At 71.0% G+C, this 25,038-nt stretch carries 10 protein-coding genes; 8 read left to right on the top strand and 2 right to left on the bottom strand.

Annotated features, from left to right (window positions below):
• From BLA60_RS17030 to BLA60_RS16995, 8 genes are all read left to right on the top strand, one after another.
• Entirely contained in the window at positions 1-4,659 is a 4,659-nt protein-coding gene (locus tag BLA60_RS17030; protein ID WP_211288755.1) for an SDR family oxidoreductase, read from the top strand.
• Positions 4,656-11,435, top strand: a complete 6,780-nt coding sequence (locus BLA60_RS17025) for a non-ribosomal peptide synthetase (RefSeq protein ID WP_075133870.1) — start codon at positions 4,656-4,658, stop codon at positions 11,433-11,435. The genes BLA60_RS17030 and BLA60_RS17025 overlap by 4 nt, the downstream gene beginning before the upstream one ends.
• Positions 11,436-11,447: 12 nt before the next feature.
• The gene (locus BLA60_RS17020) at positions 11,448-14,660 is read left to right on the top strand and encodes a non-ribosomal peptide synthetase (protein ID WP_075133869.1); all 3,213 of its coding nucleotides are present in this window, start codon (positions 11,448-11,450) and stop codon (positions 14,658-14,660) included.
• 3 nt (positions 14,661-14,663) lie between these two features.
• Positions 14,664-20,483 (top strand): type I polyketide synthase, encoded by a 5,820-nt coding sequence (locus BLA60_RS17015; protein ID WP_075133868.1) that lies wholly within the window; start codon positions 14,664-14,666, stop codon positions 20,481-20,483.
• Between the two features lie 31 nt (positions 20,484-20,514).
• Positions 20,515-21,462 (top strand): ABC transporter ATP-binding protein, encoded by a 948-nt coding sequence (locus tag BLA60_RS17010; protein ID WP_075133867.1) that lies wholly within the window; start codon positions 20,515-20,517, stop codon positions 21,460-21,462.
• Positions 21,449-22,192 (top strand): ABC transporter permease, encoded by a 744-nt coding sequence (locus tag BLA60_RS17005; RefSeq protein ID WP_075133866.1) that lies wholly within the window; start codon positions 21,449-21,451, stop codon positions 22,190-22,192. The genes BLA60_RS17010 and BLA60_RS17005 overlap by 14 nt, the downstream gene beginning before the upstream one ends.
• Positions 22,193-22,266: 74 nt before the next feature.
• Positions 22,267-22,980 (top strand): thioesterase II family protein, encoded by a 714-nt coding sequence (locus tag BLA60_RS17000; protein ID WP_211288754.1) that lies wholly within the window; start codon positions 22,267-22,269, stop codon positions 22,978-22,980.
• Positions 22,981-22,988: 8 nt separating this feature from the next.
• Entirely contained in the window at positions 22,989-23,735 is a 747-nt protein-coding gene (locus BLA60_RS16995) for a methyltransferase (RefSeq protein ID WP_075133865.1), read from the top strand.
• Positions 23,736-23,748: 13 nt separating this feature from the next.
• Here BLA60_RS16995 and BLA60_RS16990 read toward each other — a convergent pair whose 3' ends face one another.
• Positions 23,749-24,192, bottom strand: a complete 444-nt coding sequence (locus tag BLA60_RS16990) for a hypothetical protein (protein ID WP_075133864.1) — start codon at positions 24,190-24,192, stop codon at positions 23,749-23,751.
• A 156-nt stretch (positions 24,193-24,348) separates the two neighbouring features.
• Positions 24,349-24,930: a hypothetical protein gene (locus tag BLA60_RS16985; protein WP_075133863.1), complete on the bottom strand. Its 582-nt coding sequence runs from the start codon at positions 24,928-24,930 to the stop codon at positions 24,349-24,351.
• Positions 24,931-25,038 lie beyond the last annotated feature (108 nt).

The following is a 25,038-nucleotide window of genomic DNA, read 5'->3' as shown; positions in this document are numbered from 1 at the left end:
GTGAGGGACTTCGTCCTCGAACAGTTCGCCGCCCAGCACATCGACCGGGACCGGGCCAAGCGGCTGCTGCTGGAACTGTCGCAGGCCCGCGTGCACGAGGACATCGCGGTCGTCGGCCTGGCCGGGCGGTTCGCCGAGGCGACCAGCGTCGACCAGTTCTGGGACTTCCTCACCGAGGGCCGGGACTGCATCCGCGACTACCCGAGCCAGCGCAAGCAGGACATGCACGAGGTGTTCCGCAACCCGTACTACGCGGAGCTGATCCTGGGGGCGCCGGTCGCCGAGGCCGACCTCGACCGGCTCTACTCGGTCAGCGGCTACCTCGACCGCATCGACCAGTTCGACGCGCGGCTGTTCGGCATCCCCCCGCTGGAGGCCGACTACATGGACCCCAACCAGCGGGTCGCGCTGGAGGTCGCCTACGAGGCGCTCGAGAACGCCGGCTACGGCGGCGAGGCGGCCGTCGGCGCGAACGTCGGCGTGTTCCTCGGCCGCGACCACTCGAACTACTCGTACTACCGGATGTTCTCCGAGCGCCACCCCATGCAGCTGTCCGGCTCGTGGGAGGGGATGATCGCCAGCCGGATCTCCTACGTGCTGGACCTCAAGGGTCCGTGCCTGATGACCGACACCGCGTGCTCGGCGGGCAGCGTCAGCATCCACCAGGCCATCCAGTCGCTGCTGCTCGGCGAGTGCGACATGGCGCTGGCCGGCGGGATCAACCTGTCCTCGGGCGGCGAGCCCAGGACCAGCTTCATGACCGGCGCGACCATGGACAGCGTCATCGCCGGTGACGACACCGTGCGCACCTTCGACGCCCGCGCCAACGGCACCCTGTGGGGCGAGGGCGTGGGGATCGCGCTGCTCAAGCCGCTGAAGAAGGCGTTGGCCGACCGCGACCACATCCGCGCGGTGATCAAGGCGTCGGCGATCAACAACGACGGCCAGTCCAACAGCATCACCGCGCCAAGCGCGCTGACCCAGGAGAAGGTCATCCTGGACGCGTGGGCGAAGGCGGGGGTGCCGCCGGAGACCATCACCTACGTCGAGGCCCACGGCACCGGCACGGTGCTCGGCGACCCCATCGAGGTCAAGGGCCTGACCAACGCCTTCCGCAAACACACCGACCGCAAGCAGTTCTGTGGCATCGGGTCGCTCAAGACCACGATGGGCCACATGGTCGCCGCCTCCGGCGCGGCGTCGCTGGCCAAGGTCGTCCGGGCGCTGGAGACCGGGACGCTCGCGCCGTCGGCCAACTTCGACGTGCCCAACCCCTACATCGACTTCACCGACGGCCCGCTCTACGTCAACGACCGCCTGGTGCCCTGGGACACCGACGGTCACCCGCGCCGGGCCGGGATCAGCTCCTTCGGCTTCATCCGCACCAACTGCCACATGGTGTTGGAGGAGGCGCCGCGCTACCAGCGGGCCCCGCAGGAGCGGGACCGCTACTGCTTCACCGCCAGCGGCAAGACCGAACAGGCGCTGACCGAACTGCTCGACCGCTACGCCGCGATGCTCGCCGACGCCCCCTGGTCGCTGGCCGACATCTGCTACACCGCCGCGATCGGGCGCGGCCACCACGAGCACCGGGTGCTGGTGGTCGCCGGGTCCACCGAGGAACTGGCGGAGTCGATCGACCGGCTCCGCGAGCGCGGCCTGGGCACCGACGAGCGGCGGGGGATCTTCCACGGCACGCACGCCGTGGTCAGCGACCGGCGCGGTGACCTCGGCGAGGGCGAGATCACCGCGCGGGTTCGCCAGCGGTTGTCGGCCACGGCCGACGCGGCCGTGGCGCGGTACCGGGACGGCGGTGACCCGGCGGCGCTGGCCGAACTGGCCCGCGCCTACACCGGCGGCGGCGTGGTGGACTTCGCCGCGCTGCACGCCGGGGAGACCCGCCACCGGGTGCCGCTGCCGACCTACCCGTTCGCCAGGACCCGGCACTGGACCCGGCCGCTGCGGACCCAGGTGGAGAACTTCGCCACCGGCCGGCGGCATCCGTTGCTGGGCGCGGAGATCAGCCGTGCCGACGGCGGGATCGTCTTCGAGAACACGGTCAGCGTGGCCGAGCACTGGGTGCTGTCCGACCACCGGATCGTCTCGGTGCCGGTGATTCCCGGGACGACCTACCTGGAGATGGTCCGCGCCGCGACGGTGGCGCTCACCGGTTCGCCGGCCCTGCGGATGGACAACGTGGTGTTCCTGGTGCCGCTGGCGGTCGACGAGGTCGACGGCGCGACCGTGCGCACCCGGCTGACCCGGTCGGGCACCGGGCACACCTTCGAGGTGTCCAGCGAACGGGACGGCGAGTGGGTCACCCACGTGGAGGGCCGGGTCGCCCCGCTGACCGCGCCGGAGCCCGGTGAGCCGATCGACCTGGCGGCGCTCAAGGCCGCCGCCACCGAGGTGACCGACCCGTACGTCGCCGAGACCGACACGGGCGTGTTCCAGTTCGGTCCGCGCTGGGACAACGTGCGCGCCGTCTGGTACGACCCGGCGGGCGCGCTGACCCTGCTGCGGCTGCCCGACGACGTGCCGGCCGAGACCGACGACCTCGGGCTGCATCCGGCGAAGCTGGACAACGCGGTCAACCTGATCTCGCAGAACAGCGGGCAGACGTTCCTGCCCTACCTGTACAAGAGCATCGAGCTGTTCGGGCCGATGCCGCCGGCCTGCTACTCGCGCATCCGCACGGTGCGCGACGACAGCGAGGACGGGGAGACGATCACCTACGACGTCGACCTGGTCGACGTCGAGGGCCGGCCGTTCGCGCGGATCACCGACTACACGGTGAAGAAGGTCGACTGGCGGCGCTTCAGCCTGGGCGGCCCGCGCCGCCACCTCATCGCCGAGTGGACCCCGGTGCCCCGCAACGAGTCCACTGTGGAGCCGGCGACGTGGGCGGTGCTGGCGCTGGACAACCCGGCGGGACACCGGCTGGTGGCCGGCGTCGAGGCCCTCGGGCACCGCGCGGTCGCCTGTTTCCTCGGCGAGCACACCGAGGGCGACGTGTTCGCCGCCGACCCGGACGGCCTCGCGCTGCTGTGCGAGCGGCTGCGCGCCGAGGACGTGCGCGGGGTCCTGTTCGCCACCGACCACTCCGCCGACCCCGACGCGACGCACACCCGGCGGCGCACGTTCGGGGTGGACGCGCTGTTCACCCTCTACCAGGGTTTCGTGGCCCACCGGGTCACACTGCCCCACGGTCTCAAGGTCCTGACAGCTCAGGCCTGGCAGGTCGTGGACGCCGACGAGACGACAGACCCGTACTCGGCGGCCACCGCCGCTCTCGCCCAGGTGATCGGCCAGGAGCACACTCACCTGAAGGCCGAGGCGCTCGACGTGCGCCGCGACGCCGACCTCGAGCACGTCCTGCGGGAATGTCTCGCCGGATTCGGCTCGGTCTGGCGCGCGCTGCGCGACGGGCGGACCTACCTGCGCCGGCTCGGCCACACCGAGGCCGGCGAGGACGACCAGGACGACCCGCGCTACCGCGACGGCGTCTTCCTGGTCACCGGCGGTCTCGGCGGTCTTGGCCTGAGCGTGGCGCGGGAGATGGTCCGCGACGGTGCCCGCCGCGTCATCCTCACCGGCCGCGGCCCGGCCGACGCCGGGACCGCCGCGCGGCTGGCGGACCTGCCCGGCACGGAGTACGTCCGCTGCGACGTCGCCGACGCGGGCGACGTGGCGGCGCTGGCCGCCCGGCTCGACACCGAGGGCACCACGCTCACCGGGATCGTGCACGCCGCCGGGGTCGCCGGTGACGGCTTCCTGGCCACCAAGACCCGCGCGGCCTACGACGCCGTGCTGGCGGCCAAGGTCGACGGCGGGGTGGCGATGGCCGACCTGGCGCAGGCCCACCCCGGCGCGTTCCTGGTGCTGTTCTCCTCGATCACCGCGCTGATGGGCGGTCAGGGGCAGGGCGACTACTGCGCCGCCAACGCCTTCCTCGACTCGCTGGCCGCCCGCTCGCGTTCACGGGGCGTGCCGGCGGTGTCGGTCAACTGGCCGACCTGGTCGGAGGTCGGGATGGCCGTGGCCTACGGCGTCGGCGACGGCGACTCGCCGTTCCGCCCGGTGTCGGTGCGCGACGGGCTCGGCTGGCTGGCGCACTTCCTGCGCGCCCCGGCCGACGGCGTGGTCCCGTCCCGCTTCGACCTCGACGTGCTGCGCGAGTGCCTGGGCGAACTGCCGTTCCTGGTGGACGACGACATCGCCGCCGCCCTCGCCCGCGCCGGCACCGACCCGGCCGCCGCCGACGGCCAGGTCACCGAGGTCCGGCTTCTCGGCCTGCCGGAGCCGACCGAGGTGCAGAACCGGGTCGGCGCGGCCTACGGCGCCGTGCTGGGCCTGACCGAGTTCGACGCGCACGCCAGCTTCCAGGACCTGGGCGGCAACTCGCTGATGACCGCCCAGCTGCTGCGGCTGATCGACGAGGTCTACCCCGGGCGGGTCGACATCGCCGACCTGTACTCCTACGCGACGGTCGTCAGCCTCGCCGAGCACATCGGCGAACCGGCCGCACCGGCCCCGCCGCCCGCCGAGTCCGGCGCGACCGCCGAGACCGACCAGTCGCTGCTGGAGGTCCTCGACGAGATCGGCGACGACGAGCTGACCGGCCTGTTCGCCGACGTCGACGGGAGCGCTCGGGGATGAGCACCAACGCCGAACTCCGCAAGGACCTGTTGCGCTACCTGCTCACCCAGGTGAAGCGGGAGGAACTCGACGTCGACCGCGCCAAGGAGTTCATCCGGGCGATCGGCGAGCCGGCCCGCGAACGCGACGAGCCGGTCGCCGTGGTCGGCCTGGCCTGCCGGTTCCCGGGCGCGGCGAACAAGGACGAGTTCTGGCGCAACCTCGTCGAGGGCCGCGAGTCCATCGGCGAGTTCCCGCCGTCGCGGCTGGCCGACCTGCGCCGCGTCGAGGGCAGCACCGAGGCCGTGCGCCGGGGCGGCTACCTCGACCGCGTCGACCTGTTCGACGCCGAGTACTTCGGCATCCCGCCGCACGACGCCACCGCGCTGGATCCCTACCACCGCAACCTGATGGAAGTTCTCGTCGAGGCGATGGAGGACGCCGGCCACTCCCGCGACGGCCTGCGCGGCACGACCACCGGGGTGTTCGTCGGCAACGACCACACCCACCGGCTGATCACCTCCTACCTGCCGTTCCTGTCCGAGATGGACTTCTCGGCGGTGACCGGTTCCTGGTCGGGCATCCTGGCCAGCCGGCTGTCCTACCTGTTCGACTTCCGGGGCCCGGCCAGCGTCATCGACACCGGCTGCTCCTCGGGCCTGGTCGCGGTGGACGCGGCGGTGAAGGCCATCCGCGCGGGTGACTGCGACTCGGCGTTCGTCGGCGCGGTCAACCTGTTCCTGTCCCCGTCGAGCCTGGGCAACGAGACCGAGTCCGACGAGTTCCAGGTCCGCGCGTTCGACGCCTCCGCCAACGGCACGGTGTGGAGCGAGGGCGTCGGCGCGGTCTACCTCAAGCCGCTGTCGCGGGCGCGGGCCGACGGCGACCACGTCTACGGCGTGCTGCTGGGCGGCGCGGTCAACAACGACGGCCGCAGCAACGGCCTGACCGCGCCCAACGCGCAGGCGCAGAAGAACCTGCTGGTCGGCGCGTGGCGGCGGGCGGGGATCTCCCCGGAGTCGCTGTCCTACGTCGAGGCCCACGGCACCGGCACCGAACTCGGCGACCCGATCGAGATCAAGGGCCTGACCAGCGCGTTCGCCGAGTTCACCGACCGCAGGCAGTTCTGTGCGCTGGGCTCGGTGAAGTCCAACATCGGGCACACGGTCGGCGCGGCCGGTCTCGCCTCGCTGATCAAGACCCTGTTGTGCCTGGACCGCCGGGTCATCCCGCCGTCGCTGCACTTCGACGTGCCGAACAAGTTCCTCGACCTGGCCAACGCCCCGGTCTACGTGTGCGACCGGCTCACCGAGTGGGAGGAGGGGCCGACGCCCCGCCGCGCCGGGGTGAGCGCCTTCAGCCTCAGCGGCACCAACTGCCACCTGGTGGTGGAGGAGGCGCCGCCGGCCACGCGTCCCGACGGGGACACCGGGTTCCAGCTGCTGCCGCTGTCGGCCCGTGACGGTGACCTGTTGGCCCGCACGGCGGCCCGGCTCGCCGACCATCTCGACACCTACCCCGACCTCCGGGTCGACGACGTCGGCCACACCCTGCGGGTGGGCCGCGAGCACCACGACGTGCGCGCGGTCGTGCTGGCCCGCACCCGCGAGGACCTGCTGGCCGGGCTGCGTGCCCTGGCCGACGACGACCGCGCCAACACCCCGCTGCCCGACGGCGGCCTGGTCGCCACCGACGGGACCGCCCTGCGGGCCGTGCTGGCCGACGAGCACCGCGCGCTGGCCGCCTCGGCCGCCGCGTTCCTGGCCGCCGCGCCCCGACCGTTCGCCGACCTGCCCCCGTCGCCGGGGGCGCGCCGGGTTCCGCTGCCGGCGCAGCTGTTGCGCCGGGTGCGTCACTGGGACGAGACGGTCCGCCCCGGCGCGACCGACCAGCAGCCAGAGCACGACCCGGTGGCCGCGCTGCGCGCCAGAGTCGCCGACCTCGACACCGCCCTCGACACCGACCCGGCCGAGCCCGACGGTGCCGCGCGCGACGCGGTCCGCCTGGTGTGGTCGCAGGTGCTGGGCTACCCGGACATCCAGGGCACCGACGACTTCTTCGGTCTGGGCGGCGACTCGATCTCCTCGGTGAAGATCACCCAGCTGCTCAACTCGGCGTTCTGGCTCGACGTTCCGCTCAGCGCGCTGCTGGCGACCCCGACCTTCGACGAGTTCGCCGACGTCGTGATCAACGGCCACGGCCTGGACCTGGACCGGGTGCGGGCGCGGCTGGCCGCCGAGCGGGCGCGCGGGACGAGCGAGGCGCAGGACTACGAGCTGCCGCTGACCGCCGCCCAGCGCGGCATGTTCGTCACCCACCAGATCGACGAGAACTCGCTGGCCTACAACGTCAGCGGGCTGATGCTGAGCGACGGTTTCCTCGACGCCGCCGAGCTGGAGCGCTGCCTGGCCGTCCTGGTGGCCCGGCACGACAGCCTGCGTTCCAGCTTCCCGGTGATCGGCGGCCAGCCCTTCCAGCGGGTGCACGCGCAGGTGCCGATCGCCGTGGAGCACCGGCCGCTGCCGCCGCCCGCGCCGGGTCAGACACACGAGAGCGTGGCCCGCACCGAGATGGCCGACTTCGTGCGACCGTTCCGGTTGGACAGTGCGCCGCTGTTCCGGTTCGGCCTGTTCGAGTTCACCGACGGCGTGACCGGCGTGGCCATCGACATCCACCACATCGTCACCGACGGCACGTCGATGGGCATCCTGTTCCGCGACCTGGCGGCCATCGCCGACGGGACACCGCTGCCCCCGCTGGTCCCCGGCTACCGCGCCGCCGTGCGGGGCCTGCTGGAACGGCAGAACGCCACCGCGCTCGCCCCGCACCGCGCGCACTGGCTGGCCCAGTTCGACGACGAGGTCCCGGCGCTCCAGCTGACCACCGACTGGCAGCGGTCGGAGACCAGCGCCGCCACCGGCGCGACCCTGTTCACCAGCATCGACGGCGACACGCTCGCGGCGGCCACCCGCTTCGCCCGCGAGCGCGGCCTGACCCTCTACATGGTGCTGCTGGGTGTGTTCCAACAACTGCTGTCCCGGCTGTCCGGCCAGCACGACGTGGTGATCGGCGCCCCGGTGCACGGCCGGCCGGAGCTGGCCTACCAGGACCTGGTGGGCATGTTCGTGGCGACGCTGCCGCTGCGGGTGCGCGCCGAGCCGACCGACACCGTCGGCGAGTTCCTCGCCGGGCTGCGCACGACCGTGCTCGACGCGTTCGAGCACCAGGACTACCCGCTGGACCTGCTGATCGAGGACCTCGGCCCGCCGAGGATCGCCGGCCGCCGACCGCTGTTCGACGTGTGCTTCGTGCACCAGAACACCGACCTGGGCCTGGAGCAGGACGGCGAGCGGCTGGTCGAGTTCGACGACGGCAGCGCCCGGTACGACATCACCCTGAGCACCCGGGAGTCCGGCGGGAAGCTGCTGCTGGAGTGGGAGTACTCCACCGGCCTGTTCCGCGCGGAGACCATCGAGCTCTACGCCGAGCGTTTCGCCCGCCTGCTGCGGTCTGTCCTGGCGGCGGCGGACTCCGCCCCGCTGGGGGAACTGGACCTGCTCCCCGACCGCGAGCGGGAGCTGCTCACCCGCCTGGCCACCGGCGACGCCCCGGTGCCGGTGGAGACCTCCATCGCCGGGCTCTTCGAGGCCAACGCCCACGCCGCGCCCGAGAAGACCGCGTTGGTGCTGGGCGGCGAGACGCTGACCTACGGCGAGCTGAACGCCAGGGCCAACCGGGTCGCGCACAGTCTCCTCGGGCGGGGTGTGGCACCGCACTCGCCGGTGGCGCTGCTGATGGACCGCTCCTTCGAGATGATCACCGCGATCCTCGGGGTGCTCAAGGCGCGCTGTCACTACGTCCCGCTCAACACCGAGTTCCCCGTCGAGCGGCTGCGGGCGATGGTCGAGGACGCCGGCGCGGTGGTGCTCATCGCCTCCGGCAACCGACTGGACCGCGCCGGCGAACTGGCCTCGGACCGCCTGCGGGTCACCGACGTCCCGTCCTGCCTGGCGGCCAGCGACGACGAACGCGACCCCGGTCTGGGCGGTGACAGCGCCGACGAGATCTACGTCATGTACACCTCGGGGACCTCCGGCGCGCCGAAGGGCTCGGTCGCCCGCCAGCGCGCCGTGCTGCGCGTGGCCCACCAGGCCGTGTTCTACCCGGCGAGCGCCGAGGACGTGTTCCTCATGCACTCGGACTACTCGTTCGACGGCTCGGTCTACGACATGTTCGGCGCGCTGACCAACGGCGGCACCCTGGTGCTGGTGGACCGGGAGTCGCTGCTCGACCTCGACCGGCTCGGCGCGATCATCCAACGCCACCAGGTCACCAGCTTCTTCATCACCACCGCCCTGTACAACACGCTGATCGACAACGTGGCCGACTCGCTCGGCAGCGTCCGGCGGCTGGTGTTCGGCGGCGAGGTGGCCTCCCCGGTGCACGTGCGGCGCGGGTTCGAGCGGCTGGGCCCCGGCCGGCTCGCACACGCCTACGGGCCGACCGAGACCACCGTGTTCGCCACCGTGCACGTGCTGGAGACCTTCGACGAGAACGACGCCATCCCCATCGGCCGCCCGGTCAACGACACCTCGCTGTGGGTGCTCGACGAGAACCTCGCGCCCCGGCCGGTCGGCGTCGGCGGCGAGCTGTACATCGGCGGGTCCGGCCTGGCCGACGGGTACCTGAACAAGCCCGACCTCACCGCGCGGCGGTTCGTCACCGTCGACGGGGTGCCCGCGCCGCGGCTCTACCGCACCGGCGACATCGTCACGATGAAGAGCAACGGCCTGCTCTACTACACCGGCCGGATCGACCAGCAGATCAAGCTGCGCGGCTACCGCATCGAGCTGGCGGAGATCATCCACGCCGCCGTGGCCCAGCCCTACGTCGCCGCCGCGCACGCCGGGCTGCACGAGGCGGGCCAGGCGAAGAACCTGTGCCTGTGGGTGGTGTTCGCCGACGGCACCGCCCGCACCGCCGAGCTGCGGGCCGCGCTGCGCCGCACGCTGCCGGCGTTCATGGTCCCGTCGTTCGTCGTCGCCACCGACACCCTGCCGCTCAACAAGAACGGCAAGGTCGACACCGCCGCCCTGCCGGTCCCCGGCGTCACCACCGAGACGACCGAGCGACCGGAACCGGACGAGAAGTCCGTCGGCCCGGTGGCCGCCGCCTGGTCCTACATCCTCGGCGTGCCGGTGATCGACGCGGACACGAGCTTCTTCGACCTGGGCGGCGACTCCATCAAGGCCATCCAGGTCGTGGCCCGGCTCAAGGAGAACGACATCGTCGTGCAGGTCGCCGACCTGCTGAGCAACCCGAGCGTGCGGTCACTGGAGAAGCTGATCGCCGCCGCCGGGGGAGCGGGTGCGGGCGCCGGGCGCTACGACACCGGCCCGCACTCCGGGCCGCTGACCCCCAGCCCGGTGCAGCGCGAGTTCCTCGCCGACCCGGCCAACCACACCCGGGTGTTCACCCACTGCCTGGTGATCACCCTGGACGAGCCGGTCACGCTGGACCGGCTGACCAGGGCGGTGGCCCGGCTGGTCGGCCACCACGACCTGCTGCGGCTGCGCATCGACGGGACCGGTGGCCTGAGCGTGCGCGAGGTCGACACCCCGCGCCACGATCTGCTGCACGTCGAGTGGGCCCCGGCGGGCCTGACCGAGCCGGTGCTCACCGACTACCTCTCGCTGCTGCAACGGATCGTCGACCCGCTGGGCGGGCCGGTGGTGAGCGCGGCGGCCGGCCTCGGGCAGCGCGGCGACGAGGTCGCGATCGCCGTGCACCACCTGGCGGTGGACGTCGTGTCCTGGGGCGTGCTGCTGGCCGACCTGCACACCTTCCTCGCCGACCCGGACGCCCCGGCGCCCACCCGGACCATCCCGTTCCCGCGGTGGACCGACGCGGTGCGGGCCAGGGCCGAGCGCGGCGGGTTCCGCACCCAGCTGCCGTACTGGCTGGAGCTGGCCCGCGCGGCCGCCGGCACCGGCCCGCTGTTCGACGCCGAGCCGGTGGCCCGGCGCGACACCGCGTCCCGCACGGTCCTGCTGACCGAGTCCGACGGTTTCTCGCTGGTGGAGTCCGTGCGGGAACGCTACGGCGCCGGCCCGGCCGACGCGGTCGTCGCCGTGGTCGGCCGGGCGCTGGCGGCGGTGTCGGGCAGCGACCGGGTGCTGCTGGGACTGGAGGGCCACGGCCGGGAGCCGATCGCCGGCAACCACGACCTGACCGGCACGGTCGGCTGGCTGACCTGCGTCTACCCGCACCTGGTGCGGGTGGGCGGGGACCCGGCCGACACCGTGGACGTCGTGCGCCGCTCGTTCGACCGGTTGCCGGACCGGGGCGCGGGTTTCGGCCCGCTGCTCGCGTTCGACACCGGCCTGGGCACCGAACACGACGAGCTGGCCGCGCTGCGCCCGCAGGTCAGCCTCAACTACCTGGGCGCGCAGGACATGGGCGGCGGGTCGGGCATCCGGTACCTGTCGGCCGACGTCACCATCGACCCCGACCACCGCTCGCCGCACGTGGTGGAGATCATCGCCGCCCACCGCGACCGGGGCCTGGAGATCGAGCTGCGCTGCCCGCGCGACTGGGACGACGACGGGCGCGCCGCCGGCCTGGCCGCAGCGCTCGACACGGCGTTCCGCGAGGTGCGCGACGCCGTCCGCACGGCCGGGAACCGGGGATTCCGCACGTCCTCGTCGATCTCCCAGGGCGTGCTCGCCAACATCCTGACCGACGTCCTGACCGAGGTCGCCGACGAGGTCATCACCGAGCTCATGGACGAGATCTGAGAGAGCACTGTCATGGTTGAGAAAGACGACATCGAGTCCATCTCCGGCCTGGCCGCGATGCAGAAGGGAATGCTGTTCAGCCACGTCGTGGACACCGGGTCCGACGCCTACGTCGAACAGTTCGACTTCACCATCGCCGGTGAGATCGACGCCGGTCACCTGCGCACCGCGCTGGCCGGCGTGTCCCGGACCTACGGCGTGCTGCGCAGCCTGTTCTCCTTCCGCAACACCGACGAGCCCTACCAGATCGTGCTGCGCGAGCGGGACCCCGAGTGGCGGGTGCTGGACGTGCGGCCCTCGGCCGACCCCGCCGCCGAGGTCGACGCGCTGAAGGCCGCCGACCGGGCGCGGGGCTTCGACCTGGCCAGGGAGGTGCTGCTGCGCGCGACGCTGGTCCGGGTCGCCGACCGGCGGTGGCGGCTGGTGCTGACCTTCCACCACATCGTCCTGGACGGCTGGTCGCTTGGCCCGCTGTTCGCGACGATGATGGGCTACTACGACGAGCTGACCAGCACCGGCACCTACCGGCAGAAGTCCGAGGCGCTGCCCTACAGCGAGTACATCGCCTGGTACGAGAACCAGCACGACACCGACGCCCGCCGGCACTGGGCCGACGCGCTGGAGGGCTACGAGACCGCGGCCGTCCTGCCCACCACCGAACGGCCGGGCGGCTACCAGGGCGCGAGCCACCGGTTCACCCTGCCGGCCGGCCTGTACGAGGGGCTGCGCGGCTTCGCCCGGGACGCCAAGGTCACCCAGAACGCGGTGTTCCAGGCCGCGTGGGGCGTGGTGCTGCAGAAGTTCAACCACACCGATGACGTGGTGTTCGGCAGCGTGGTGTCCGGCCGCGGCACGGCGCTGCCCGGGGTCGGCGAGGCCGTCGGCCTGTTCTGCAACACCCAGCCGGTGCGCGTGCGGACCTCGGCCGGCCAGGACTTCACCGGCCTGTGCCGCGACGTGCAGGACGCCTACCTGCGCGCCAACGCCTACGAGCACTTCGCGCTGCACGAGATCCAGGCCCTGACCTCGCTGCGCACGGGGCTGCTCGACCACGTCGTCGCGTTCGAGAACTACCCGCTGTCCGACCAGCTCCAGGAGTTCGGCGGCGACGAGGGCGACGACGACCTGGCGTTCGAGGGCGTCGAGGTGTTCGAGCGGACCAGCTACGACCTGCACATCGTGGTCAACCCGGGCAGGGAGTTCGCGGTCACCTTCGTCTACAACGAGAACGCCTACGCCCCGGAACTCATGGCCACCCTGGAGCGCTCGCTGCTGCGGGTGCTCACCGCGGCGGTCGCCGACCCGGCGGTCCCGGTCGCCGGCCTCGCCCTGGCCGACGCCCCCGCCCGGCACACCGCCGCCACGGCCTCCCCCCGGCTCGGCTCGACCCTGCCGGCCGTGTTCGCCGAGGTCGTGGCCCGCCACGGCGAGCGCACCGCGCTGACCTGGCAGGGCCGCCACCACACCTACCGCGACCTGGACGCCTGGTCCGACGCGATCGCCCGGCGACTCACCGACCTGGGTGTCGCCCCGGGCGACCCGGTCGGGGTGCTGGCCGACCGCCGCCCGGAGCTGGTCGCGGCGTTCCTCGGCGTGCTCAAGACCGGCGCGTTCTACGTCCCGATCGACACCAAGGACGCCGACCCCCGCGTCGGGCACATCCTGGCCGACGCGGGCGCCCGCCACCTGTGCACGGTCACCGATTTCGCGCCCAAGGCCCCGGCCTCGGTCGAGGTCCTGCTGGTGGACCCGCCGACCGGTGACGTGCCGGCGTTCACCGGGCCGGCCACGGCCAACGCCGACACCGCGTACCTGATGTACACCTCCGGCTCCACCGGCGCGCCGAAGGGCTGCGGGATCAGCCACCGCAACATCCTGCGGCTGGTCACCGACCAGACCTTCTTCGACTTCTCCGCCGAGCAGGTGGTGATGTTCACCGGCTCCCCGGCGTTCGACTCCAGCACCTTCGAGATCTGGGGAACCCTGCTGCACGGCGGCACCCTGGTGCTGGCCGAGGAACTCGACGTCCTCGACGGCGACCGGATGCGCGCCATGATCACCGCCAGCGGGGTGCGGAGCATGTGGCTGACCTCCCCGCTGTTCAACCAGCTCTGCGACCAGGACCCGACGATCTTCGCCAGCCTGGAGCACCTGCTGGTCGGCGGCAGCGCGCTGTCCGTGCCGCACCTGGCCACCGTGCGCGCCGCCTGCCCCGGCCTGGTGCTCACCAACGGCTACGGCCCGACCGAGAACACCACGTTCTCCACCACCCACCGGGTGCGCCCGGCCGACCTGGAACGCGGCCGGATCCCCATCGGCGTGCCGCTCGCGCATTCCACCGCCCACGTGCTGGACCGCGCGCTCAACCCGCTGCCGCCCGGCGCGGTCGGCGAGCTGTGCGTCGGCGGCGACGGCGTGTCGGCCGGCTACCACCGCCAGCCGGAGCTGACCGCGCAGCGGTTCGTCACCGTCCCCGCGCTGCCCGGCGAACGCCTGTACCGCACCGGGGACCTGGTCCGTGAGCTGCCCGACGGCACGTTCGACTACCTTGGCCGCGCCGACGACCAGGTCAAGATCAGCGGCTTCCGGATCGAGCTCGGCGAGGTCGAGCACGTGGTGCGGGCGCTGCCCGGCGTGCGGGACGTGTCGGTGATCTGTGTGGAGAACGCGGGGGAGAAGTCCCTGCGCGGCTTCTACACCACCGACAGCGGCCTGACCCCCGACCAGGTGCGCCAGGGCCTGGCCGCGAACGTCGCCCCCTACCTGGTCCCGGCCGAGCTGGTGGCGCTGGAGTCGTTGCCGCTCAACAAGAGCGGCAAGGTCGACCGGGCCGCGCTGGCCGCGATCCGCCCGGCCGCCCCGACCCCCGCGTCGGCGGCGGAGCTCTCGGGCCTGTCGGAGATGGAACGGGTGGTGTACGACGCGCTGGCCGACCTGGTGCCTTCCGGCGCGGTCGACGTGCGGCGCAACTTCTTCGACCTGGGGATCAACTCGCTCAACCTGTTGACCATCAACAACCGGCTGCGCAAGGCGCTGGACCGCGACCTGCCGCTGGTCCTGTACTTCGAGCACACCTCGATCGCCGCGCTGGCCGCGCACCTGGCCTCCGGCGGGACCGACCAGGCCGAACCGGACGCGCCCGCGCCCGACGAAGAGGAAGAACAGGAGCTTGTCCTGGCGACGAGCCGGCTTCTGCTCGACCTGCACGATGACCCGGAGATGTGAGGGATGGCAGTGTCTGAGCGCAGCACCACCGGTCTGGAGATCGCCGTCATCGGCATGGCCGGCCGGTTCCCGGCGGCGGCCGACATCGAGGAGTTCTGGCACAACCTCGTCGAGAACGTGGACGCCGTCACCCGGTTCACCGACGACGAACTGCGCGAGGTCGGCGTGGCCGACGACGCGCTCGCCGACCCGCGCTACGTGCGGGCCAAGGGTGTCTTCCCGGACGTCGAGTTCTTCGACGCGGACTTCTTCAACTACACCCCGGCCGACGCGACCCTGCTCGACCCCCAGGTCCGTGCGCTGCACCAGGAGGCCTTCCACGCCCTGGAGGACGCCGGCTACTCCGCCGACAACCGGTCCGAGGCGATCGGCCTGTTCCTCGGGGCGACCAACAACCTCCCGTGGGAGACCCACACGCTGACCAAGCACATCCTCGGATCCGGGGTGATGTTCACCGGGATCCAGCTCAACGACAAGGACTTCGCCGCCACCCGGATCGCCTACGCGCTGGGTCTGCGCGGCCCGGCGATGACCGTGCACAGCGCCTGCTCCACGTCGCTGGTCGCCGTCGACCTGGCGTGTCGCAACCTGTGGACCGGCGCCTGCCAGATCGCCATGGCCGGCGGCAGCGGCCTGACCCTGCCGCACAAGAACGGCTACCGCTACCAGGAGAACATGATCCACTCGCCGGACGGCGTGTGCCGGCCGTTCGACAAGGACGCCGGCGGCACCATCGAGGGCAACGGCGCCGGCGTGGTCGTGCTCAAGCGCCTGGAGACCGCGGTCCGCGACGGCGACCGGATCTACGCGGTGATCAAGGGCTCGGCGATCAACAACGACGGCAACCGCAAGGTCGGCTACACCGCGCCCAGCATCGAGGGCCAGGCCGAGGTCATCCGCAAGGCCCACCGCGTGGCCAACGTGAAACCGGCCTCGGTGTCCTACGTGGAGACCCACGGCACCGGCACCGCGCTGGGCGACCCGATCGAGATCGAGGCGCTGCGCAAGGCGTTCGGCCCCGGCGAGGCCGGCACCACCGGTGTCGGTTCGCTCAAGGCCAGCATCGGCCACCTGGACACCGCGGCGGGCGTCGCGTCGCTGATCAAGACGGCGAAGATCCTGGAGCAGCGGCTGATCCCCCGCACCCCGCACTTCACCGAGCTGAACCCGAACATCAGCCTCACCGGCAGCCCGTTCACCGTGGTCACCGAGAACCAGCCGCTGCCGCCCGCCGAGGCCGGCGGACCGCCGCTGCGGGCCGGGGTGAGCGCCTTCGGCATCGGCGGCACCAACGTCCACCTGGTCATGGAGGAGCCGCCTGCCCGGCGCCCGGCGTCGGGCAGGGGCCGCGAGTACAACACGTTCCTGGTGTCGGCGTCCTCGGCGGCGGCGATCCAGCGGCTGCGGGCCGGTTTCGTCGAGTACCTGGCCGCGCACCCGGACACCAACGGCGCGGACCTGGCGTGGACGGTGCAGAACCGCCAGCGCGGCCTGGCCCACCGCTACGCCGTCCCTTTCCGCGACGCCACCCAGTTGGCCGAGCGCCTCCAGGACGCGATCGACGCCGACGAGCCGTCGGCGCAGGTCCCGGCCCGCGCCCGGGGCGAGGCGTACTTCCTGTTCAGCGGGCTGGGCGCGCAGCACCTGCGGATGGCCATCGGCCTCTACGAGTCCGAGCCGGCCTTCCGCGAGGCCATCGACGAGTGCTTCGCGATCAGCTCGGAGCTGGGCCACGAGCACTTCCGCGAGGTGTTCTTCGGCGAGTCGGCGCGGGCCGAGGAACTGCTGGCCAACATCGAGGTCGTCCAGGTCCTGCTGTTCATGATCGAGTGCTCGATGGCGCGCACGCTGATCGGCTGGGGCCTCACCCCCAAGGGCATGATCGGCCACAGCACCGGCGAGCTGGCCGCCGCGCACATCGCCGGCGTGTTCTCCCTGGCCGACGGCATCCGCCTGGTCCAGGCCAGGGCCAGCCTGATGGACACCACCCCGCTGGGCGCGCTCACCTCGGTCCGGGCCGCCGAACAGGTCGTGCTGGAGCTGCTGGGCGACGAACTGGGCGGCGCGCTGGCGATCGCGGCGGTCAACGGGCCGGAGGACTGCACGGTCTCCGGCACGCCCGAGGCGGTCGCCGACCTGGAACGGCGGTGCGTGGAGCGCGACATCAGCGTCACCCACATCGAGGCCGACCACGCCTACCACTCGCAGTTCATGGACTCGGTGCTCGACCGGTTCCGCGAGGTCGTCGACCAGATCCCGCTCAGTGCCCCGACGATCCCCTACACCTCCAACGTGACCGGCACCTGGATCACCGACGAGCAGGCCACCGACCCCGCCTACTACCCCCGGCACGTCCGCTCGACCGTGCGGTTCAAGGACGGCGTCGAGGCGCTGATCGAACGCGGCGCGTCGGTGTTCGTCGAAGTGGGGCCGGGTCGGTCACTGTCGTCGCTGGTCCGCGCCACCAGCGGGGATACTGACGTCGTGGCGGTCAACATGCTGCGGCACCGGATGAAGGAGGTCAGCGACGGTGAACACCTCGCCGACGCGATCGGCAAGCTGTGGGAGGCCGGCGTCGCGCTGGACTGGAAGGCCCACCACACCGGCCGCGAGCCGCGCAAGCTGACGCTGCCGCTCTACCCGTTCGAGAAGACCCCCTACCCGGTGGGTATCGAGCTGTTCCAGCAGCTGGTCAACGACCCCACCGAGGCGCGCGTCGTGCCCGAGCCCACCCGGCTGTTACCGGCGGCGAGCACGACCACCCCGGCGTCCCTGCTGACCTGGACCCGGTCGGTGCACCCCGCCCTCGGCGCGCGGGAACAGGCGAAGGTGCTGGTCGCCCTGACCGAGGACCCCAAGCGGCTGCGCCGGCTGCTCGACCCGATCCCGCACTGGCGGGTGATCGGCGTCGGCTTCGGCGACCGGTACGACTTCCAGGCCGGCGGCGTCTCCACAGTCCGCCCCGGCGACGCCGCCGACCTCGCCCGCCTGCTCGACGACCTGCAGGACCACGCGCTGGTCGGCGACACCTTCCTGATCGAGCACGCCGACCACGCGTGGATGAGCGCCACCCTGCGCGCGCTGTGCGCGGCCTTACCGGGGCTGCGGGAGCGGTGCGTGGGCGACGTCCTGGTGCTCGACACCGCCGACGCCACCCGCACCAGCCCCGACCTGCTGGCCCGGCTGGTCGGCCTCAACCACGAGCACACCGGCTTCCGGGTCAGGACCCTGTGGTGCGACGCCCCGGTCACCACCCGGGAGGGCCGCGAGCACTGGCAGCGCGTGCTGCGCCAGGAGCTGGAGTCCACCCCGCCGGAGGACCTCCACGTCCGCTACGAGGGCGAGCGGCGGCTGGTGCCCCGGCTGGTGCCGCTGCACGGCGGCGAGGCCCCCGACGACGTGAAGTCCCGCGAGACCGTGGTCGTCTGCCAGGCCGGTGACGTGGCCGACGTGCTGGCCGGCCTGTCCGGCGACCACGCGGCCACCTCCCGGCGGATCCTGCCCTACGGCACCGACCCCGTCCCGGCCGGCGACACCGTCCTGCCGGCCGCGACGATCGTGACCCTGGCCGACCGGCTCGCCGCGATGCCCGAGGTCGACGAGATCGTCCTGTGGGACACCCCGCGCACCGCGGACCGCCGGCGGCTGGTGGCGCTGCTGGCCGGGGTGGCCGCGAGCCAGCGGGCGCACTGCTCGGTGCTGTCCCGGGCACGGCCCGACCGGACCGGCTGGAGCGGCGAGCTGACCGACTGGCTGGCCGACGGCGAGGTCCTCGACGCCGCCTACGGCCTTCCCCGGCTGCTGGCGTTCGGCGAGCTGGTCACCGACGGGGTGTCGGTGCTCGACCTGTTCCCCCGGCTGCGCGCCGGCGACCTGCGCACCGCCCACCACGGCCTGGACCTGCTGGCGTCGCAGACCGCCGGCAAGGACGTGGCGACCGCCGAGACCTCCGACGTGGACCAGCGGCAGGCGATCGAGCAGATCATCGAACGCGAGCTGTACACGCTGCTGGGCATCGCCGACATCAACCACCGGGCCGACATCTTCGACATCGGCCTGGACTCGGTGAAGCTCGTGCAGTTCACCACCGCGATGGAACGCAACGGCCACAAGGTCTTCGTCAACGACGTCTACAACCATCCGACGGTCTCCGCGCTGGCGACCTTCGTGTCCCGGATGGCCGGCGCCGGCGCGGCCGACGGGCACACCCTGGAGAGCCTGTCGGTGACCCTGGGGGAGCGGCTGGGCGTGCCGTGCGAGTTCCGCGAGGTCAAGCCGGACCGCGACGAGGACGTGCTGCTGGTGCTGTTCGTCGACGGCCTGGACGACGCGCTGCGCCGCCGGGCGATCGCGGCGTTCACCGACCTGCGGGTGGGCACCGACCTGCTGCCGCACTACATCCTGACCCGCCCGGCGGGTGTCGACCTGGACGGCGGGCTGGACTTCGCCGACCTGCGCACCGTGCTGCCCGCGCACACCGGCGACTCCCAGGCGGTGTTCGACGAGATCGACCGCCGCCAGGCGGAGCTGCGCCGGGCCATCGGCTCCCAGCCGGTGAACTCGACGTACGCGATCAGCGGGATGCAGAAGCAGCACTTCAAGTGGGAGACCCGGCTTCAGCTGTACCTGGTGCAGTTCCGCCAGCTGATGGACGTGGAGGTTCTCCAGCGGGCGCTGCGGGACGTGGTCGGCCGGCACGGTCTGCTGCGCAGCTTCGTGTACCGCTCGCTCGGCCGGCTGCGGTGGAAGGAGTTCGAGGCGCCGCGGAGTTTCGCGCTGCCGGTGATGGACCTGTCCGGTCTGGACCCCCGGCGCCAGGAGGAGCTGCGCGCGGACCTGGTCCGGCGCGAGTGGAGCACCAACTTCGAGTACCTCGACAAGCCGATGTACCAGGCGGTGCTGGTCAAGTACAACGAGCGGAACTACGACCTGCTGTTCCAGTTCGACCACTCGGTCTTCGACGTGTCGTCGGGCCAGCTGCTGCGCGGTGACCTGCTGCGCCGCTACGAGGAGCTGCTGGCCGGCACGATCAGGGCGATGCCGGTGGCCAAGAGCTTCCGTCACCTCCAGGCGCAGCTGGCGAAGGGCCCGGTGGGGATCACCTCCGAGGAGCTGATCGAACGGTTCGCGCTGACCGACTACGTCCGCCACGCCAAGCGGATCGAGGAGAAGACCGCGCACCGGGCGGACCGGAAGATCCGCGACATCCGGTTCTCGGTGGACCTGGAGCGGCTCAACGGCGGCGAGGACGAGTCCGAGATGTCCTACGTGGTGCTGCACCTCTACGCCAGGGTCGTGTCGCGCCTGCTCGGTGTGGACATGGTCACGCTGATCATGTTGCTGCGCGCCAGGAACCTGGAGGACAAGGACTTCTCCGAGATCATGGGCATGGCGTTGGGCGGGGTGCCGGTGCTGGTCCCCGGTGGCCGTGACACCGTGGGTGAGATCGGGAGCATCGTCGCCGAGCGGTTCAGGATGGTGAACAAGAACAACATCTGCTTCCTGAGCATGGTCCGCGACCTGCGTTCGATCGTGCGCAACCGCAAGATCCTCGGGGTGATGGGCAAGACGATGCGCCCCACGTGCCTGTTGAACTTCGTCGGGAACGTCGAAGACGAGTACGACGCCATCTGGGACATGACCCTGGCGCAGTTGGAAGGTGATCAGAACAAGCTCGACTACGCCGACTTCTACGGCGTCTCGAAGATGGGCAACGGCCGACTGGACCTGCTGATTCTGACGAAGTGGGTCGATGACCCGGCTGAGGTGGTCAGCATTCTTGACGAAGAAGTTGAGTATCTGGCTCGGAGTGGCGGGCGCTGATGATACTTCTCTTCCAGAAGGGGAAGACCTGATGGCAGTGATCGAACTGGATCACGTGACGAAGACGTACAAATCGAGGGGACGGAAAACCCTCGCGAACAACGACGTCAGTCTCTCGGTCAACGAGGGCGAGGTGTTCGGCCTGTTCGGCCACAACGGCGCGGGGAAGACGACGATCGTCAACCAGCTGCTTGGCCTGCTGCGACCGGACTCCGGCTCGATCATGATCGCCGGCAAGGACGTCGTGAAGGAACCGAACCTGGGCCGCTACCTGTGTTCGGTGCAGCCGCAGTCGCGGACCCCGCTCGGCGAGCTGACCCCGCGCGCGGTCACCCAGATCATGGGCAAGCTGCGCGGTATCGACGACGCCGAGGTCGAGCGGCGTACCAAGGAACTGTTCGGCAAGCTGGACATCGAGCAGTGGGCCGACGTGCAGGGCAACAAGCTCTCCGGTGGTGTGTTACGCCTGACCGGGTTCTGCATGGCGGCGGTCGCGCCCGGCCGGGCGGTGATCCTGGACGAGCCGACCAACGACGTCGACCCGGTGCGCCGGCGCTACCTGTGGAGCGCCATTCGTGACCTGACCCGCGACGGCACCGCGGTGGTCGTGGTGACGCACGCGATCCGCGAGGCGGAGAGCGCGGTGGACACGATCGCGATCCTCAACGAGGGCAAGGTGCTCGTGCAGGGCAACGCGCGGGAGATCAAGGACCGCACCGCGGGTGACCAGATGAAGCTGGAGGCGGTGGCCAAGGCGGGCGAGGAGCAGTTCGTCAAGCCAGAGTGGGCGGAGAGCCTGAAGCTCGCCGAGGCGGAGTTGGTGTTGACGTTCCCCCGTGACCTGGCGACCGAGGCGTTGCGCTGGGCGGGGGAGCAGCGGGACCGTGGGCTGGTCGCCCAGTACTCGCTCACCGAGATCACCTTGGAAGACATGTACATCGAACTCATCGGGAAAGCGGTCGACGGTGTCCAGCGGTAGCGGTAGCAAACTCTCGCACGTAATCGAGCTGCAGGCCAAGAAGCAGGGCAGCTACCTGGTGGTGTTCGCGATCATCATGATCGTGGTCGCCCTGGGGGTGGCGATCGGCTTCTCGTACCTGATGTCGTCTCCGGACGACACCGGCGGCGGCATGCTGTACCTGGCGACCGGGGCGCCGACGATCGTGCTGATCATGACGGCCCTGGTTATCGTGCCGATGCAGAACGCGGGCGCGAAGCTGACCGGCTACATCGACTTCGTGAAGTCGCTTCCGGTGAGCCGCAAGCTGTTCCTGATCGCCGATGTGGGGATCTGGGCGCTGGTCACGGTTCCGGCGATCGCGATCTCGGTGTTCGTGGCACATCTGATCTTCGCCCCCGGGTATGCGATTTCCTGGACGATCATCCCGGGTTTCGTGTTGATGGTGCTGTCGTGTTTCGCCATCGGCTACGGGTACTCGTTCGTGATGCCGGCGGAGCCGGCGATGGCGGTGTCCCAGCTGATCGCGTTCACGTCGCTGATGTTCTCGCCGATCAACTTCCCGCTGGAGCGGCTGCCGGAGTGGCTCCAGTCGGTGCACGAGGTGTTACCGATCTACCACATGGCCGAGGTGATGCGGGCGTCGCTGGCGCACACGTCGTTCTCGGCGGAGCCGGTGAGCTACATCGTGTTGGGGGCGTGGACGATCGTCGGTTTCTTCGGCGCGGTGCGCTTCCTCGAGAAGGCCTGATTTCCCCGACTCGGCCACGTGTTCCGGCGTGGCCGAGTCCTGTCCCCGATCGTCGCGAGAGAGGTGTTTCCCCGGTGGAGAACCTGCCCCTGGTGTGTTTCCCGCATGCCGGCGCCGGAATGCTGTACTACAGCAAGTGGCGTTTCGCCTTCGGCGGCGGTATCGATGTGCGGATCGCCCAGTACCCGCTGCGGGAGCAGCGGATGAACACCCCGATGCCGGGTTCGTTGACGGCGTTGGCGGAGGACCTGTTCACGGAGCTGTCGTCGTCGTTCCGGGGTTCGTACGCGATCTGGGGCCACAGCATGGGCAGTGTCATCGGCTACGAGATCGCGAAGCTGTGTCAGGACCGTCTTGGCAACCCGCCGCTGGTGTTCTTCACGTCGGGTTCGGCGGCCCCCTGCGACAGCCAGTTCACCGGAGTGTCCGACCTGGACACGAAGGACGGGGTGGAACGGGTCCTGCGCCACTACGGCGGCCTGAGCGAGGAGAACCTGGCCGACCCCGAGTTCATGAAGTACTTCGCGCCGATCATCACGACGGACCTGCGTCTGCTTGGCGGCTACTCGGATCCCCACCAGATCCCCCTGAACTGTCCCATTGTCCTCATGCAGGGCCAGGAGGACCCGGTGTCGGTGACGAACTGGCAGCGCTACACCCAACACCCGATCTCCCACAACACCTTCGACGGCGGCCACTTCTTCGTCGACGAGCGGCGCCCCGAGATGGCGGCGCTGATGGAGTCCACCATCCAACTGGTCTGGCAACGCGGCGCCACCCTGAGCTGAGGACGGCAATGAGCACAACCTTCGCCGAGGACGTCGGCAAGTGGCTGGTGGACCAGGCGGACAGCCTGCTCCGCAACGGCGGGACCACGGAGCTGATGGGCCGGACGTGGTCCATCCTCCCCGAGGTCTGGCCGCCTGATCCCGCGACCGAGGGCTTCACCGCGGCGCTGCCCACCGGCCAGGGGACCCGCTTCCTGGAGATCGGCTGCGGTGCCGGCGTGACCAGCGTGATGGCCGCCCTCCAGGGCTGCCCCCGGGTGGTGGCGATGGACATCAACCCGGCCGCGGTGGAGAACACGGCCCTCAACGCCGCCACCCACGGCGTGGGCGACAAGGTCGAGTCAGCCACCAGCGACCTGTTCGCCGAGCTGGCGCCCACCGACGTGTTCGACGTGATCGCCTCCAACCCGCCCCTGGTCAGGGCGAGCGAGAACCACACGTTCGACAGACCGATCGAACGGTCGGTGTTCGACCCCGGCTACAGCATCCACGAACGCTTCTTCCGCGAGGTCAAACCACACCTGGCCCCCAACGCCCGCATCTACATGAACACCAGCGACACCATGGGCGACCCCCAGTCCATCGTCCTGCTGGCGGCCGAGCTGGGTTTCCGGGCCCGCAAGCACCGCTCCACCCGCATCGAGATCCACGGCAGCCTCATCGGCTGGACCCCCGCCATCTCCACCCAGGCCGACTCCCGGGGAATGGTCCACATCGAGTCCTCGATCCTGGAGTTCCGCGCCTACCCGGACTGAGGTCCCGCTGGGTTCACTTCCACAGGCCCAGGACACTTGCCACCGTCCCCACCACGCCAGCCACAGTGGACAGGATCGTGCAGACGAAGATGGTTGCGTCACGGGTGCCCTGTGTCGTGGATCGGGTGACCGCCCGAGCGGCCCCCGCAACCGATTGCGGGGCAGCGACCGCCGAGGAATGCCACCTGACCCGGAAGAACTCGCCGGGGTTCCGAACACGGAAAAGCGCACGCCACACGGCATCCCGCTTGTCCCTGCCGTGCTGGTGGCAACCACGAAGTTTGCCGTTGACCCGATTGCGGCAAGGGGTCCCACGCACCGTACTGAAGTCGCAGTAGGTCGGCATGGCGAAGCTGAACCACAGCAGCAGAACGGCTGTCGCGAGCAAAACCCAGTTCGGCGTCGCCAGCTCGCCCTCGTAGACGAAATAGACGACTGAACCGACCAGGAACAACATGACCAGGTCACCTGGTTTGGACCGTCGTCTCCGGCGCGCCATCTCGCTCTCCCCCCATGAACAGGTGCAGTATCGCGAGGGGGAATGTCGCGGAGAAGCCACCGAACGGGTCGTGCGACCTCACCAACGGGTGATGTTCAAGGTTCTGGCGGGTCGTCAGTCGGCGAAGTGGCCGAGCCAGGTCGCGCCGGTCCAGAGTTCCCGGCGGCCGGGACTGTTCGGGGAGGGATACAGGCCGGGCGGGTCGATGCCGCGGTCGGGGGCGCGCAGCGTCCGCCCGTCCCGGTGGTGGAGGTGCCAGGTGCCCCGGTAGTCCCAGGCCGCGCGCATGTCACCGGAGCGGGTCAGTGGCCCTTCGCCGAACCAGAAGCCGCCGAACTCCAGGACGAGGGTGGTGTACCCGTGCTGCAGTTCGGTGACCGACCGCCGGCCGACGATCGGCAGCGTGAACAGCAGCGACACGAGATAGCCCAGGCCGGTGCCCAGGAACACCATGGATCGCAGCGACTCCGAGGCGCCGAGTTCCTCCACCAGCACGACGAGCGCGAAGATCAGGACCAGGCCACCGACGGCGAGCGCGACGAACCGGTGGAACAGCGTCAGGGCCGTCGGCCCGGCCAGCAGTCCGGGTGGCTGCTCCGGGGCGACCGGTAACGTCCCGGCGCGACCTGCCTCCAGGTAGCCGGGAACCTCCCGAGGAGGCGGACCACCCCGGGATCGGCGTCGACGTGCGTTCACCGTCGTTCACTCCCGCCTGTTGTGGGGGCGACCGCCACGCGCGGACGCCACCGACTGATCACCGCGAGCCTAGCGCTGCCGGCCGACTCCGACACTCCCCACGCCCAC

Source organism: Actinophytocola xinjiangensis (assembly GCF_001921215.1).
In the GTDB taxonomy this organism is placed as follows: Bacteria; Actinomycetota; Actinomycetes; order Mycobacteriales; family Pseudonocardiaceae; genus Actinophytocola; species Actinophytocola xinjiangensis.
This window is presented reverse-complemented; position numbering and strand designations above follow the sequence as displayed.

What these genes read in the sequence shown, in the direction of transcription:
- BLA60_RS17025 (WP_075133870.1), top strand. Translation starts at nt 4,656, where the DNA reads ATGAGCACCAACGCCGAACTCCGCAAGGACCTGTTGCGCTACCTGCTC.
- BLA60_RS17020 (WP_075133869.1), top strand. Translation starts at nt 11,448, where the DNA reads ATGGTTGAGAAAGACGACATCGAGTCCATCTCCGGCCTGGCCGCGATG.
- BLA60_RS17015 (WP_075133868.1), top strand. Translation starts at nt 14,664, where the DNA reads ATGGCAGTGTCTGAGCGCAGCACCACCGGTCTGGAGATCGCCGTCATC.
- BLA60_RS17010 (WP_075133867.1), top strand. Translation starts at nt 20,515, where the DNA reads ATGGCAGTGATCGAACTGGATCACGTGACGAAGACGTACAAATCGAGG.
- BLA60_RS16995 (WP_075133865.1), top strand. Translation starts at nt 22,989, where the DNA reads ATGAGCACAACCTTCGCCGAGGACGTCGGCAAGTGGCTGGTGGACCAG.
- BLA60_RS16990 (WP_075133864.1), bottom strand. Translation starts at nt 24,192, where the DNA reads ATGTTGTTCCTGGTCGGTTCAGTCGTCTATTTCGTCTACGAGGGCGAG.